Here is a 14,721-nt window from a genome sequence, read left to right as displayed (position 1 = left end):
ACGGTACGAAGTACCTATTCCGTCCAGCGCTTGAAGATGAGTGAACCGTTGGTGCCGCCGAAGCCGAAGGAGTTGGAGAGGGCGTAGGTCATCTCTTTTTCCACGGGCTTGTTGGGCACGTAGTTCAGGCGGCATTCGGGGTCCACTTCGTCCAGGTTGATGGTCGGTGGAGCGATGCCCTTCTGCAGCGCCATGAGCGTGATGCCTGCTTCCAATCCGCCTGCGCCGCCAAGGAGGTGGCCGGTCATGGACTTGGTGGAACTGACAAGCAGTTTGTGGCTCAGGGCGTGTTCGCCGAAGATCGTCTCCATGCCCTTGCTCTCCATTGCGTCGCCGAGCGGCGTGGAGGTGGCGTGGGCGTTCACGTAGTCGATCTGTTCCGGTTGCAGGTCCGCGGACTTCAGCGCGTTCCGCATGGCGCGTGCGCAGCCCTCGCCTTCGGGGGCCATGCCGGTCATGTGGAATGCGTCGGAGCTCATGCCGTAGCCGACGACTTCACCCAGGATCTTTGCGCCGCGTGCCTTGGCGAACTCCAACTCTTCCAGAATGAGGATGCCCGCGCCTTCGCCAATGACGAAGCCGTCGCGATCCTTATCCCAGGGGCGGGAGGCCTTTTCCGGGGCGTCGTTGCGGGTGGAGAGCGCCTTCATGTTCGCGAAGCCGCTAACGCCCAGGGGCGTGATGGCAGCTTCTGATCCGCCCGCGATCATGGCATCGGCATCGCCGCGCTGGATGGTGCGGTAGGCGTTGCCGATGGCGTGCGCCGAGGTGGTGCAGGCGGTCGCCGTGGCCTCGTTAGGGCCCTTCGCTCCGTACTTGATGGAGACGTGGCCTGCGGCGAGGTTCACGATGGACGCCGGGATGAAGAAGGGCGACACCTTGCGGGGGCCACCGTTCATCAGGTTGGTGTGCTCGCGCTCAATGATGTCGAACCCGCCGATGCCGGAGCCGATATGAACTCCAACCATCTCTGCATTTTCCGGTGTGACCTGCAGGCCGGCGTGGGCCATGGCTTCAGCAGCCGCAGCCATTGCGAAGTGGATGAAGCGGCCCATCTTGCGGGCCTCTTTCTTATCCACAAACACATGCGGGTCAAAGTCTTTGACTTCCGCGGCAAACAGCACGGAATGGCCTTCGAGGTCGAAGGCCGTGATCCCTGCCATGCCGCTTTTGCCAGCCATCAGCGATTCCCACACAGCCGGAGCCGTGTTGCCGATGCCGCAGATCAGTCCGATGCCCGTTACGACGACTCGCCGCGCGGGAATTGTTGCTTGTGCCACGATTACTTCGCCTTTGCGTGCGCTTCGATGTAGTCTGTTGCGTCCTTGACGGTCTTGATCTTCTCAGCGTCTTCGTCAGGGATCTGAATGTCGAAGGCTTCTTCAAACTGCATCACGAGCTCCACCACGTCGAGCGAGTCCGCGCCCAGGTCTTCCTGGAAGCTGGCGCCGGGGGTCACCTCGGCCTCGTCCACCTGGAGCTGCTCCACGATGATGCTTTTCACCTTCTCGTCAACCGATGCCATTGCTTTCTCCTAAACAGAACCTATTAAAAATGATTGTTGCAAACCCTTTGGATGCGGAATCCGGACACCAAATGTGCCGGACCTCCGGATGCCCTTTTCGGCATGCTGAACCGCTAACCAGTGTACAGAGCGCGGAGCCGCGTTACCAGAGAGGAGCCATTTTCCCGACGGCTTTTTGCCGCGCGGGTACTGTAAATACATTTTCACAAAGCGTCATCTTACGGCATCTAAAGTAACCTGCAAGTGGTTTTTCGAGGCATTCGAGGGCGAATTTCCTGATTCGCCGTTGGTGGATGAACGAAGAAAAGCCAAAAGAGATGGAATGAATTACCTCTTGCTGCCGGATTTTTTCGCGATGTCGCTGCTGGTGGGGGTGCTGTTGGCGGTGCGCCAGCGGCATCGCGACCGTGAGGGTCTGCGTTTGTGGATTGGCGGACTGATGCTGATCCTGGCGGAATGCGCTGCCCACATCATTTACATGCTGCGTGACGCGCCATTGCCGGTACATCGTGCGGCACACGCCATCGCACTGGACGCGTACCTGCTGGCGGGGATACTGTTCGTGTTTTCAGCGGTGCCATCGCTGCGCGGGGTCCCGCGCCGGATGCTGGTGGTCTGTACGAACTCTCTTCCTCTGCTGGTGATGCTGGCCTACTACGGGGTAGACGGAAGGAAGCCGGCTGTCTATTGGGGATGCATCGTCATCGGCGCGGGGGTGAAGATGATCTCCTGCCTGCGCATGAGAAGCTGGCTTCATTTTGCCGTGCTTACCATCCTGTGGGGCTCGATCGCCTATTTCGTGTTTGAGGCGCAGTACCGGAACGCCGTTTATGTCAGCTTGGCGCTGGTCTACCTGTTGTGCGCCATTGCTTTTTACCAATCGCTGCCCAGGAGCAGCCGCGGAAGCGTGGCTGTGATCGGCGGGTTTGCCATGTGGGCACTCTGTTTCGCCCTGCATCCCTGGATCTCGCAGAAGCACCCGCAGTGGAATGATTTTGCCCGCGAAGTGTGGGATATGCAGAAGTTCATCATTACGGTGGGGCTGCTGGTGGTGATGCTGGAGGACCAGTTGTCCAGCAGCGAGTGGCTGGCGCGGCATGATGAACTGACCGGGCTGCCGAATCGCAGGCACTTCGATGATCGGCTGCATTCGCTGCTGGTACGTGCGGGACTGGAGCACTACAGCGTAAGCGTATTCACGCTGGACCTGAATGGGTTCAAGCAGGTGAATGACACGCTGGGGCATGATGCTGGCGACATTCTGCTGAAGGCCGTCGCCATGAGCCTGGCCACGACGGCGAAGCCGCTCGGTTTGGTGGCGCGGCAGGGTGGCGACGAGTTTTCTGTCGTTGTGGCTGGTGCGGATGAGATGGAGAACCAGCACATCCGCAGGCTTCTGCTGGAGGCTGTGGAAGAGCCGGTAAACCTGGGGCCGCGCTATGCGGATCGCACGGTGAGAGTTTCGGCAAGTATTGGAGTGGCGATGTTCCCGCTGGATGCTGAAGAGCAGGGTGCGCTGATGCGCCTGGCGGACCAGCGCATGTATCAACAGAAGTCGCTGCGTGATTCTCTGCGGCGCAACCGCGGATCGTCAGAACGTGTGGCGCAGTTGCAATCGGTTTAGGATTCGTCTTCTTCGGCAGCGAGAAGGGTTGGCGCAACGCTGGCGGTTTCAAACGAGAGCAGGCCACTCTTTGGGGCTTCTTCGAGCGAGGGCAGTTCGCTTACGTCGTGCAGTTTCTTGTTGATGACGCGTGTGCGCGTGCCGATCTCGCTCAGGGTGTTCTGTACGGTGGTGACATTGCGCTCCACCCTGTTCATCAGTAGCTCAAAGTTGCTGAACTCTTTCTTGACGTTGCCAAGGACGTTCCAGACTTCATTGCCCTTTTTCTGGATGGCGAGCGTGCGGAAGCCCATCTGCAGACTGGTGAGGATGGCCATGAAGCTGGATGGGCCTGCGACGGTGACAAGGTGCTGGCTTTGCAGTTCGGCCTGAAGGCTGGGGCGGCGCATCACCTCTGCATATAGAGCCTCGGTGGGCAGGAACATGATGGCGTAGGGCTGCGTTCTGGGCGGGTCAATGTACTTGTCGCGGATGCGCTTGCCTTCGCGGCGGATGGCGCGCTCGAAGTCGGCCCCGGCCTTGTCCTGCTCTTCCTTGGTGCCGTGTTCGTAGGCGTGTTCGAGGCGTTCCCAATCTTCGCGGGGGAACTTCGCGTCAATGGGCAGCAGGGTGTGGCTGTTGTCGCCGTCGGGGATTTTAAGGGCGTATTCCACACGCTCGGTGGAACCCTCTTTGATGGCGACGTTTTCCAGGTATTGCGCGCGGCTGAACATCTGTTCAAGCTGCATGCCGAGTTGGAATTCACCGACGACGCCGCGCGACTTCACGTTGGAGAAAACTTTTTTGAGGTCGCTAACGCCGGTGGCGAGTTCTTTCATCTCACCCAGGCCGGAGTGGACTTTGGTGAGTTGATCGCTGACGGTGCTGAAGCTGGCGGTGAGGCGCTCGTTCAATGTGGATTGCAGCTTTTCGTCGACGATGACGCGCATCTCGTCGAGCTTGGCGGCGTTGTCTGTGTTCAGGGTGCGGAGACCGGATTCGACGGTGGTACGGAGCTTTTCGCCCGCCTCGCGTTGTTCTGCGCCGATGAGCGCAAGCGAGCGCTGCAGCGTTTCACGCAGGGCATCGTTGTTGGCCGTGTTCTTTGTCGCGAGCTCCGTGAGCGAGTTATTCAGCGCCACACGTGCTTCGCGTTCCTGCTTCGCCGTTTCCGCAAAGTTCATTTGGAGCTGCTGTGCGATGCGAGTAAGTTCGCTGGCAACGGCTTCGCGTAGCTTGTTCGCGGCTTCGGTGTTGTCGGTACGGAAGCTGCCGAAGGCGGTGGCATTTTCCGTGCGCGATGCGGAGATGCCTTCGTTGATGGCCTTCGATAACGTTGCGATGGAGCTGCTGACTTCTTCGCGGAGGTTGCGGCTGGTCTGTTCGGCGGCTTGGCGTGCCTGCGTGGCATTTTCAGCCTGCTCGCGGCGCAGTTCGACGACATGGTTGCGCATCGCAGTATCGTTTGCGTCGAGCTTGGCGGTGAGCTGAATTATGGCATCCGGCAACGCGGCAAGGCGCGGATCGGTGCCAGCGTTCGCGCCGAATTTACGCGTCAGCAGAACGACCAGAAGAACCAGAAGGATGAGTTGAAGCGCCAGGACGGCCAGCAGCATGTTTTCGCTTTCCATTCACCTTCAGCATACGCTGTGGCCAGATTTTTCTGCTGCGGAAAACTTGTTGGGCTATGGCATTTTGCGCAGCTTGATGTTGCGAAACTGAACCGGAAAGTCGTGGTCCTGTGCTGTCGTACAGAAGCTTCCAGCCAGTTGCTTTCTCCGCATAGGAGGAACGATACGCCTGCGTCTATGTGGTACGGAAGAGGGCCTTGAAGCCGTAGTCCATGTGCTGCTGGATGTGGCAGTGAAAGAGCGAAAGGCCGGGCTGGTCTGCGGTGAAGTCAACGACGGCGCGACCGTAGTAGGGGACGACGACGGTGTCCTTCATCAATCCGCCCATCTTCTTACCGTTCATTTCGACGACCTCCCAAAGATGGCGGTGCAGGTGCATGGGGTGGGCATCGTCGCTCCAATTGCGCATGATGAGGCGATAGCGCTCGCCCCGTTGCAGCGCGTATTCGTTTTCGTGCGGGTAGGGTTTGCCGTTGATGGTCCACACGTTGAATTTGCCCATGCCGCGCGGCAGTTTCTCAAAGTGCATGTCGAGGATGTTCTTCGGTGCAGGCTGCGTGGATTGCGGCAGCGCGAAGTTGCTGTAGTCCCACGGTTCTTTTTTCGGATCGATCCACGTGGGCTGTTTCTTTTGTCCGGCGTATTCCACGATGCAGCCGAGGCCGCCTTCGCGCACCATCTTTTCTGTACCGCCCAGAATCCAGACGCCGGGGTTGTTCATGGTGACTTCCACATCGATGCGTTCGCCTGCGCCGAGAAAGACGCTGCTGCGTTCTGTGGGCCTGGGAACGGGATTACCGTCCATGCCGATGACCCGCATGGTGTGGCCCGCAAGAGCGACGCGCCGATTTTCAATGGGACTGGCGTTGCAGAAATGAATGAGCAGCTTCTGCCCCTGTTTCACGCGGATGGGATCACCTGCGCCTAGCGCTTTGTCATTGATGCTGTACGTGACGGAGACGACTTCGAGACCGTTGGGATCGTTGTTGATTTTTGGCGGTTGTTCCAGCATGGGGGCGTCATGCGTGTCGTCGTCATCGTCTTCCATGCTGCCGGAGAAGAACGGCTCCCAGTCGCGCAGGGTCAGGAAGAGTTCCTGATCGTAACTGCCTTTATCGTTGCCGTCTTCCACGTAAACCAGGCCGAACTGGCCCGTGTAGCCGCCTTTGTGCAGGTCGTCCATGGCCATGGCGTGCGAGTGGTACCAGCGCAGCCCGGAAGGGCCGGGCGTGAAGGTGACGCGTCGATGTCCGTGCGGAGGAACGAACGGCGATTGCTCTTCTTCGGTACCGTCGGCCTCGGCGGGTATGGTCATGCCGTGCCAGTGGACGAGTTCTGGGGTGTCGGTGTCGTTGAAGATATCCACGGTGACGGGCTTGCCTGCCTTCATGCGCAATAGCGGGCCGGGGGCCGAGCCGTTATAGCCAATGGTGGAGAGCGAGCGCTGCTGATCCAGGTCAACCTGCACGGGAGCGATACGGAGTTCAAAGTCGGCTTTGGTTTGTTGCTGTTGCGCAAAGAGGGGGACGCACGGCTGGGCAAGGTGGCCGAGCGCGGCGAGAGATCCCATCTTCAGAAGGTGTCGCCGGTCCAAGGCTTCCTCACATTTCTTTGGAAATGCCGCTCACGTGCCGGGTGGGTGCATCGTCTCATGCGCCAGATAGGCGCTGCAACTGTTTCGATAACACTGCAACAACTGCGCGTTGTCGTTCGTCTGTATCGGTAAGACGCAGGCGATATCTGATAGTCTCAGCCGCACACGCACGCATACCGCTTTCTGTTTGGAGGACGCCTCCCGATGAAGCTTTCGCGCATTGCATTGCTCGCCGCCCTGTGCGGAATCGTGTGTGCTGTTGGTGTTCGTGCGTGGCAGCGCGTGGGCAATTTCGGCTTTGGCAGTGACGATTCGCCTTCCAATGTGAAGTCAGAGTTTTACTGGTCGCGGCTGGCGTTTGCGTCTTCTCTTGCAAGCTATGGCGGATATGGCGGTGGGTACTTCGGACGCTCTTCCTGGGCGCGCGATTATCCCAAGGCCGATCGGCAGTTCCTGATTGCCATGCATCGGCTTACGCGCATTGATGGGCGGCCTTATGAGCAGGTGGTGAACCTGGATTCCGATGACATCTTCAACTATCCATGGATTTATGCGGTGCAGGTGCAGACGTGGACCTTTACGGATGCTGAAGCGAAGCGGCTGCACGACTATCTGTTGAAGGGCGGTTTCCTGATGGTGGATGACTTCCATGGCACGGAAGACTGGGACAACTTCATGCGCGGCATGAGACAGGTGTTGCCAGACAGCCCGGTGGAAGATCTGCAATCGAACGATGAGATATTTCACACGCTGTATGACGTGGACGACAAGATGCAGATTCCCGGCGAGCATTACATCCGCACGCATCGCACCTATGAGAAGGATGGCTATCAGCCGAAGTGGCGCGCCATCCGCGATAAGGATGGCCGCATCATGGTGGCGATCTGTCACAACATGCACCTGGGCGACGCGTGGGAGTGGGCCGATGATCCTTACTACCCGGAACCGTTTGCCTCCATGGCGTTTCGTGTGGGGCTGGACTACATCCTGTATGGCATGACGCACTGAGGCGCTTTCCTGAACATGTTTCCGCTGCTCTTCAAGTATCCGAGTACGGTGTTTGCGAAGGGGCATCTTGTGTTCCTGTCGCGGTGGCCTGTGTGGCTGCTGCCGTTGCTTGTGGTGCTTGCGCTGGTGGGGCTTGGAGTTTTGATTCGGTATCGTTTGCGGCAGATCAAGCCGTACCGGAAAGAAACACCGGCAATGACGCATCGACGCGCGTGGAGTGTGTGGGCGTTGCAGTCAGCGCTGGTGGCGCTGATTCTGCTGCTGCTGTGGCAGCCTGCGCTGTCGGTTGCGGAACTGAGTTCGCAGCAGAACATCATTGCGGTGGTGGTGGATGATTCGCGTTCCATGGCGACAGCGGATGTGAATGGTAAACCGCGCGTGGATGCTGCGCTGAATGCGTTGCATGGCGGCGTTCTGGATGGTTTAAACAAGCGATTTCACACGCGGCTATACACACTGGACAGCAAGCTGACGAAAATCGATTCGCTGCATGGTGTTGCAGCCACGGGAAGTGCAACGCACCTGGGCGATGGGTTGCAACAGCTTGCTACGGAGACTGCGGACCTGCCTGTGGGCGCTGTTGTTCTGCTCACGGACGGCAGCGAGAACGCTGCGGGGCTTGGCGGCAGCGGTATTTCATTGGCAGCAATGCAGGCGTTGCGGAATCGCCGACTGCCGGTGCATACCGTTGTGTTTGGTTCAGACAAGCCGTTGCGTGATCTCGAAATGGAAGACGTTAGCGTAGCGCCAAACACAGTGGTGAATGCGCGCACCACTGCGTCGCTGACGTTCGTGCAGCATGGCTATGCGAATCGGCAGGCGACGTTGACGATTCGTGACGGTGATCGAACGCTTGCGGCGAAAAGCGTCACGTTGCAACGCGATGGTGTGATGCAGACAGAGCCGCTGTTCTTCTCTGCTGGCGATGCGGACGCGCGGACGCTGGTGTTTTCTGTGGAGCCGTTCGCAGATGAGAGCAACGCGAAGAACAATGCGTTGACGCGGCCTGTGCTGGTGCGTGATGCGAAGCGCCGCATCCTGTATGTGGAAGGCGAACCGCGATGGCAGTTCCGTTTTCTGCGTCGCGCAGAGGAAGATGATCCCTCCGTGCAGATTGTGTCCATGCTGCGCACCAGCGAGAACAAAATTTACCGGCAGGGCATCAGCGGGCCGGATGAACTTGCCGACGGATTCCCCACGAAGGCTGAAGACTTGTTTGCGTATAGCGGCATCATCATTGGCTCCGTTGCGGCGGATTACTTCACGCCGGCACAACAGGAGTTGATACGCGAGTATGTGGATCGGCGCGGCGGCGGCGTCCTGTTTCTTGGGGGAAGGCAGTCATTGAGTGATGGTGGATGGACTGCGTCATCACTCAATGAATTGATGCCCACGTTTCTTCCTGGAGGGACGAATCACTTCAAACGCAATGCGGCCGTGGTGAATCTGACGGACGCTGGGGTGGCATCGCCTATGACACGGTTGCTGGAAGACCCGCAGAAGAATGCGGAGCGTTGGAGAAAACTAACGTATCTTGCGGACTTCGAAGATCCCGGCAGCGCGAAACCGGGTGCGACGGTGCTTGCGGAGATGAGCAGCGGCGGCAAGCGTATGCCGTTTCTTATTACGCAGAACTATGGCAATGGGCGCACCGCAATCCTGGCGAGCGGCGGCACATGGCGATGGCAGATGAGTGAGGCGTTGGGTGATCCTTCGCACAATTTGTTCTTTCAGCAGTTGCTGCGCTGGCTGGTGGCGGATACACCGGGCGCTGTGAGCGTGAACACATCGGCGCGCACGCTGTCGGATACGGGACACATCGACATTACGGCGAATGTGTATGACAAGCAGTTTCAACCGGCGCGCGATGCGCATGTGATGGCGCATGTGACCGGGCCTGCTGGCGTGGATGCGGCGCTGGAGATGAAGCCATCACAAGAGACTCCGGGGTTGTACACCGCGAGTTATACAGCGGAGAAAGCGGGGCCGTATCTTGCAGAGGTTACGGCTACCTCTGAGAAGGATGAGCTTGGTCGCGATACCGCCACGTTTCAGCGCGAGGACGGTGTGGCAGAGGCATTTCACACGGAGGCAAATCCGAAGCTGCTGGAGCAGCTTGCACGCGATACGGGCGGCAGTGCCTGGGCCGGGAACAACCTAAAAAATCTGCCGCAGGATATCTCGTATTCCGAGGCAGGTATCTCCGTTCGTTCCATCAAAGAGCTTTGGAACATGCCGATTGTGTTTGTGCTGCTGCTGGCGCTGCCATTGGCAGAATGGCTGATGCGACGGAAATGGGGTGTCGTATGAAGCGACTTCTGTTGTCCCTTGCGAGCTTCGTCTTCACGATGCATGCCGCGGCTGCGACGTACTATGTCACCGTTGCGGGGTTGGGAGGTGAGCCGGATTATGAGCAGCGCTTCAACGCGAATGCCAAGGACCTGGACAAGGTTTTTCGTAGTGTGGCAGCGGCGCATGTTGTCACTCTGACCGGAGCGCAGGCTACCGCGGCACAGTTACGTACGGCATTGTCGAACGTAGCGCAGCAGGCCACGGCGACCGATGACTTTGTGCTGGTGTTGATTGGTCACGGATCGTTTGATGGAACGGAATACAAGTTCAATCTGGTTGGTCCGGATCTGACCGCGACAGAGATTGCTGCGATGTGCGATCGCATTGCGGCGAAACGCCAACTGGTGGTGGACACGACGAGTTCGAGCGGCGGCGCTGTGGCGGCATTGGAACGCAGCGGACGCATTGTGATTGCTGCGACGAAGTCCGGCACGGAGAAGAACGCAACCGTCTTCGCGCGCTACTTTGTCGAGGCGTTGCAGGATACTTCCGCGGATGTGGACAAGAATGAATCGCTGACGGCGGCAGAGGCTTACACATATGCGTCGCGTAAGACGGCTGCGTTTTATGAGTCGCAGAAGCGGCTGGCAACAGAACATGCAGTGTTCAACGACACCGGCCGCGGGGATGCAGTGCGCGATGCAGGGAATGGTCAAGGGCAGTTGATGGCCAGTTTTACGCTGCTGCGTTATGGTGCGGCGCAGAAGGCAGCGGCTGATCCTGGGAAGCAGTCGCTGCTGGCAAAGAAGGAAGAGCTGGAACAGAAGATTGATGTGCTGAAGTACAACAAGGCCGCGATGGATGCCGCCGACTACAAGAAACAGTTGACGGCAGCGTTGCTGGAACTGGCGCGGGTGCAGGGGGAGTTGGATCAATGAAATCCCTTCTCGCCTTCGTGATGTTTGCTTCATCTGCGCACGCCGTGACTCCTGCGGACTGCTGGAAACTGGTGCATCATGGCCAGTCCGCGCGCGCCTGTTTTACGCAGTTGACGCAGAGCGGCAGTACGTACGAACGTGCGGAAGGTGCCTGGGGGTTAGAGGATTGGCAAAGCGCGAATGAGAATTTCCGCGATGCTACGACGGCTGCGAATAGTCCTGCGATCTACAAGGTGCGCTGGGGCATGTTGCTGCATGAGCGTTTCAACAATGCCGAGGCGGCGGACCTGTTTCGCGAGGCATTGCAGGAAGATCCGAATAATGCACAGGCGTATCTGGGGCTGGCCATTGTGGAGGCGGAGGATTACAGCGGCAATCCCAATGCCTCGATTGCAAAGGCGCTGGAGCATGATCCGAAGCTGGCTGCGGCGCATGAGCTTGCAGCGAAGATTGCGTTGGATAACGACAATCGCGAATTGGCAGTAAAGGAAGCGGATGCCGCACTCGCACTGGATGCGGAAGCGACCAGCGCTATGGCGACACATGGCGCGCTGGAGTTGATCGCAGATCGTTCTGCAGATGTATGGACGGCGAAGATTGCTGCGGTGAATCCGCAGGATGGTGCGGCGTACATGCAGATGGCGCATCACCTGGAGCTGCATTACCGGTTTAACGATGCGGCCGAATGTTACCGCAAGGCAACAGAAAAGCAGCCGGAGTTATGGGCAGCGCATTCAGCGTTGGGTATCGAGGAGATGCGGTTGGGACGCGCGGATGAACCGCAAAAAGAATTGGAGCTTGCCTATAACAATGGCTACCGCGATCCAGCAACAGTGAACAGTCTGCGGTTGCTGGATTCGCTGGCGAAGTTTAAGACGGTGAAGGATGCGGACACAGTTCTTATCCTTGATCCGAAGGAGAGCGATCTGCTGGCGCCCTATGTGCAGGCTGAACTGCATACCATTCTTGCGACGTACTCGAAGAAGTATGCGATGGAACTGCATGGCCCAGTGCAGGTGGAGATGTATCCCAACCATGAAGACTTTGCTGTGCGCACTATGGGCATGCCGGGGCTGGGTGCGCTGGGCGTGACGTTCGGGCAGGTGATCGCGATGGATTCGCCGTCAGGACGCAAGCCGGGCGAGTTCAATTGGGGCGCGACGCTGTGGCACGAGATGAGTCATGCGTACATCATTACGGCGACGAATCAACGCGTGCCACGATGGTTTACGGAAGGGCTTGCGGTGCATGAGGAAGGGCAGCGCTCGGCGGAGTGGAGAGACCGTGTGACACCGGATATTCTGCTGGCCATCCGCGATAAGAAGTTGATGCCAGTGGAGAAGTTGGACCGCGGATTTGTACACCAGGAGTATCCGGGGCAGGTGCTGGTGAGTTACTTTCAGGCCGGTGCCATTTGCGATTACATCAGCAACACGGCAGGTGAGGCGAAGCTGCTGGAGATGGTGCGCGCGTATGCAGCGGGGCAGGATACGAAGCAGGCGTTGCAGTCGGTACTGCATCTTTCGCCGGAGGAATTTGATACCCAGTTCCTTGCTTCGATCGATAAGCAGTACGGCAAGGAAGCACAGGGCTTTGATGCGTGGCGCGCGAAGCTGAAAGCGCTGGTGGCTGCTGCTGAAGCGAAGCAGTATGACGATGTGATTGCGAATACGCCTGCGGTGATTGCTCTGTATCCCGAGTACACGGGCGATGCGAATGCGTATGAGTTGCTTGCGGATGCGCAGCATGTGAAGGGCAATGCTGCGGAAGAAGTGAAGGCGTTGAACGCCTACATGCATGCGGGTGGACAGCAGCCGCAATTGTTGAAAAGGCTTGCAGCATTGCAGGAGAAGGCCGGAGACGCGCCTGCTGCTATCGCAACGTTGACGCACATCCTTTATGTCTATCCCGTGCGGGACACGGAGCTGCATAAGCATCTTGGCTCGCTGTTAATTGCCGCGAAGCAGTATGACGGCGCAGTGCGTGAATATGCGGCGGCAGTGGCAACGCATCCGCTGGATATGGCGGGCGCGCAGTATGACCTGGCATCTGCATACATGGCAGCGGGACAACGCGATAAGGCGCAGGAGACGGTGTTGCTGGCGCTTGAGGCAGCTCCGAATTTTCGTCCTGCGCAGAAGCTCTTACTTGAATTGCAACAAACGAAGTGAAAGGAACGCGAGACCAGATGGCTTTCACCGATCTTCCTCCGAATGCAGCACAACTTCAGCAGCGCATTGAACGATTCCATGCGGTGCGCGAGAGCATTGTCCAGCAGGTTCGCCAGGTCATTGTTGGGCAGGATGATGTGATTGAGCAGGTGCTCATCGCATTGTTTGTCGGTGGTCATTGTTTGCTGACCGGTATGCCTGGGACGGCGAAGACGCTGATGGTGCGCACGGTTGCAGAGGCGCTGGGGCTGGAGTTTCGGCGCATTCAATTCACGCCTGACCTGATGCCTTCGGACATTACCGGCACGGACATTATTGAAGAAGACGCTTCGACCGGGCATCGTCGATGGACGTTTGTGCAGGGGCCAATCTTTGGCAATGTGATTCTTGCCGATGAGATCAATCGCACACCGCCAAAGACGCAGGCTGCGCTACTGGAGGCGATGCAGGAGCGGTCATGCACGGTGCGTGGGCATATTTACAAACTGCCGTCGCCCTTCTTTGTGCTGGCTACGCAGAACCCGATTGAACTGGAAGGGACCTATCCGCTGCCGGAGGCGCAGTTGGATCGCTTCCTATTCAATGCGGTGTTGGATTACCTGAGTTCTGAGGATGAGTTGAAGGTTGTTGATTTAACCACGACAACACGCGTGCCCATCATTACTCCTGTTACTTCTGCGGAAGAGCTGCTTGATTTTCAAAGCCTGGTGCGTGAGGTGCCCATCTCGGAGACGCTGGCGCGTTACGTGGTGGACATTGTCCGTGCGACGCGACATAAGAGTGACAATGCGCCGGAGTTTGTAAAGAAGTATGTGAGCTATGGCGGCAGTATCCGTGCGGCGCAGTTTATTGTGTTGGCTGCGAAGGCGCGTGCGTTGTCGCGGAAGCGATATCACGTGGCGCAGGAGGACATTACTGCCGTAGTGATTCCTGTGCTGCGGCATCGCATCCTGTTGAATTTCCATGCGGAGTCAGAGCGTGTGGATGCGGACAACATTCTTACGCGGTTGATTGCCACTGTGCCACGGCCGAAGGAGTAACGGTTGCAGCGATTTTTACAACCTGCGGTGTTGTCGGCCATCTCTTCGCTGGACTTGCTGGCGAAGACGGTGGTGGATGGTTTTGTGGGCGGGCTGCACCGGTCACCAGACTTCGGCTTCTCGCAGGAGTTTGCGGAGTACCGCGCGTATACGCCGGGTGATGATCTGCGGCATGTGGACTGGAACCTGTTTGGACGCACCGATCGCACTTACATCAAGCGATATCGCGGCGAGACGAATTCGCAGTTGACGGTGCTGCTGGATGCCAGCAACAGCATGCAGTTGGCGAGCGCGAATGTTTCCAAGATGGATTATGCGCGATATCTTGCGGCTTCGTTGTTTTACATGGCGATCAAGAAGCAGCGTGATGCCGCGGGGCTGATCGTGTTTGATGACGAGGTGCGCGAGTATGTGCGGCCTTCCGCGCGGTCAGGGCAGATGGCGCGATTACTGGGCGGGCTCGAACACGCAGAGCCGCGAGCGCGGACGGATTTTGGTAAGCCGCTGCATCACTTTCAGCAGTTGTTACACCGGCGCGGGATTGCCGTGGTGATCTCGGATTTTTATGAAGAGCCGGAGTTGATTGTGAAGACGATTGAGCCGTTGCGCTTTCACGGGAATGAAGTGGTGCTGTTTCATGTGCTGGACCCGCAGGAAGTGCAGATGGAGTTGAGATCAGCCTCAGTGCTTGTTGATCTTGAAACGGACCAACGCATTGAAGTGATTCCGGAGTATGCGAAGACGACGTATCGACAAAAAATGCAGGCGCACATCGAAGCGCTGCGCTCGAAGGCGCGTGCTGCCGGACTGGATTATCGGCTGTTGCTAACGGATCAGCCATTGGATCAAGCGTTGCGTGAGTATTTGACGCTGCGCCAGCGAGGGAATGCGTGACGACGAACGATCAGCGTGGAAAGGA

General features: G+C 58.1%; 11 protein-coding genes. 7 read left to right on the top strand and 4 right to left on the bottom strand.

All coding sequences use genetic code 11. The features are described from left to right. Positions 1 to 14: 14 nt before the first annotated feature. Positions 15 to 1,280: a beta-ketoacyl-ACP synthase II gene (gene fabF / locus AB6729_RS09730; protein WP_371081414.1), complete on the bottom strand. Its 1,266-nt coding sequence runs from the start codon at positions 1,278 to 1,280 to the stop codon at positions 15 to 17. Positions 1,281 to 1,282: 2 nt separating this feature from the next. Further along, positions 1,283 to 1,525 carry an acyl carrier protein gene (locus tag AB6729_RS09725; RefSeq protein WP_047490765.1) on the bottom strand — a complete coding sequence of 81 codons (243 nt, stop codon included), beginning with the start codon at positions 1,523 to 1,525 and terminating at the stop codon, positions 1,283 to 1,285. A gap of 322 nt (positions 1,526 to 1,847) precedes the next feature. Between AB6729_RS09725 and AB6729_RS09720 the strand changes: the two genes are divergently transcribed. Beyond that, positions 1,848 to 3,149, top strand: a complete 1,302-nt coding sequence (locus tag AB6729_RS09720) for a diguanylate cyclase domain-containing protein (protein ID WP_371081413.1) — start codon at positions 1,848 to 1,850, stop codon at positions 3,147 to 3,149. On the opposite strand, the gene rmuC is transcribed toward AB6729_RS09720, so the two are convergent. Continuing rightward, positions 3,146 to 4,744: a DNA recombination protein RmuC gene (gene rmuC, locus AB6729_RS09715; protein ID WP_371081412.1), complete on the bottom strand. Its 1,599-nt coding sequence runs from the start codon at positions 4,742 to 4,744 to the stop codon at positions 3,146 to 3,148. The genes AB6729_RS09720 and rmuC overlap by 4 nt on opposite strands. 190 nt (positions 4,745 to 4,934) lie before the next feature. Beyond that, positions 4,935 to 6,353, bottom strand: coding sequence for a multicopper oxidase family protein (locus AB6729_RS09710; protein WP_371081411.1), 1,419 nt, complete (start codon positions 6,351 to 6,353; stop codon positions 4,935 to 4,937). Positions 6,354 to 6,557: 204 nt separating this feature from the next. Between AB6729_RS09710 and AB6729_RS09705 the strand changes: the two genes are divergently transcribed. Genes AB6729_RS09705 through AB6729_RS09680 form a run of 6 tightly spaced genes read left to right on the top strand, consistent with a single transcriptional unit; the run spans position 6,558 to position 14,696 of the window. Further along, positions 6,558 to 7,361 (top strand): DUF4159 domain-containing protein, encoded by an 804-nt coding sequence (locus AB6729_RS09705; protein WP_371081410.1) that lies wholly within the window; start codon positions 6,558 to 6,560, stop codon positions 7,359 to 7,361. Between the two features lie 15 nt (positions 7,362 to 7,376). Beyond that, entirely contained in the window at positions 7,377 to 9,671 is a 2,295-nt protein-coding gene (locus tag AB6729_RS09700; RefSeq protein ID WP_371081409.1) for a glutamine amidotransferase, read from the top strand. Next, complete coding sequence (locus tag AB6729_RS09695) at positions 9,668 to 10,591, top strand: hypothetical protein (protein WP_371081408.1); 924 nt, start codon at positions 9,668 to 9,670, stop codon at positions 10,589 to 10,591. The genes AB6729_RS09700 and AB6729_RS09695 overlap by 4 nt, the downstream gene beginning before the upstream one ends. Continuing rightward, on the top strand, positions 10,588 to 12,762 hold the full coding sequence (locus AB6729_RS09690) for a peptidase MA family metallohydrolase (protein ID WP_371081407.1): 2,175 nt from the start codon (positions 10,588 to 10,590) through the stop codon (positions 12,760 to 12,762). The genes AB6729_RS09695 and AB6729_RS09690 overlap by 4 nt, the downstream gene beginning before the upstream one ends. 17 nt (positions 12,763 to 12,779) lie before the next feature. Continuing rightward, positions 12,780 to 13,802 (top strand): AAA family ATPase, encoded by a 1,023-nt coding sequence (locus tag AB6729_RS09685; protein WP_371081406.1) that lies wholly within the window; start codon positions 12,780 to 12,782, stop codon positions 13,800 to 13,802. A 3-nt stretch (positions 13,803 to 13,805) separates the two neighbouring features. Then, a complete protein-coding gene (locus tag AB6729_RS09680) occupies positions 13,806 to 14,696 on the top strand; it encodes a DUF58 domain-containing protein (protein ID WP_371081405.1) in 891 nt (296 codons plus the stop codon). Positions 14,697 to 14,721: the final 25 nt, after the last annotated feature.

It is taken from the genome of Terriglobus sp. RCC_193 (assembly GCF_041355105.1).
Taxonomy (GTDB): domain Bacteria; phylum Acidobacteriota; class Terriglobia; order Terriglobales; family Acidobacteriaceae; genus Terriglobus.
The sequence above is the reverse complement of the archived record's forward strand: the minus strand, read 5'-3'. Positions and strand labels throughout refer to the sequence as shown.

Bases quoted from the DNA above. Each gene is read 5' to 3' on its own strand.
- rmuC (WP_371081412.1), bottom strand. From the start codon at position 4,744: ATGCTGCTGGCCGTCCTGGCGCTTCAACTCATCCTTCTGGTTCTTCTG.
- AB6729_RS09685 (WP_371081406.1), top strand. From the start codon at position 12,780: ATGGCTTTCACCGATCTTCCTCCGAATGCAGCACAACTTCAGCAGCGC.
- AB6729_RS09705 (WP_371081410.1), top strand. From the start codon at position 6,558: ATGAAGCTTTCGCGCATTGCATTGCTCGCCGCCCTGTGCGGAATCGTG.
- AB6729_RS09720 (WP_371081413.1), top strand. From the start codon at position 1,848: ATGAATTACCTCTTGCTGCCGGATTTTTTCGCGATGTCGCTGCTGGTG.
- AB6729_RS09695 (WP_371081408.1), top strand. From the start codon at position 9,668: ATGAAGCGACTTCTGTTGTCCCTTGCGAGCTTCGTCTTCACGATGCAT.
- AB6729_RS09700 (WP_371081409.1), top strand. From the start codon at position 7,377: ATGTTTCCGCTGCTCTTCAAGTATCCGAGTACGGTGTTTGCGAAGGGG.
- AB6729_RS09690 (WP_371081407.1), top strand. From the start codon at position 10,588: ATGAAATCCCTTCTCGCCTTCGTGATGTTTGCTTCATCTGCGCACGCC.
- AB6729_RS09725 (WP_047490765.1), bottom strand. From the start codon at position 1,525: ATGGCATCGGTTGACGAGAAGGTGAAAAGCATCATCGTGGAGCAGCTC.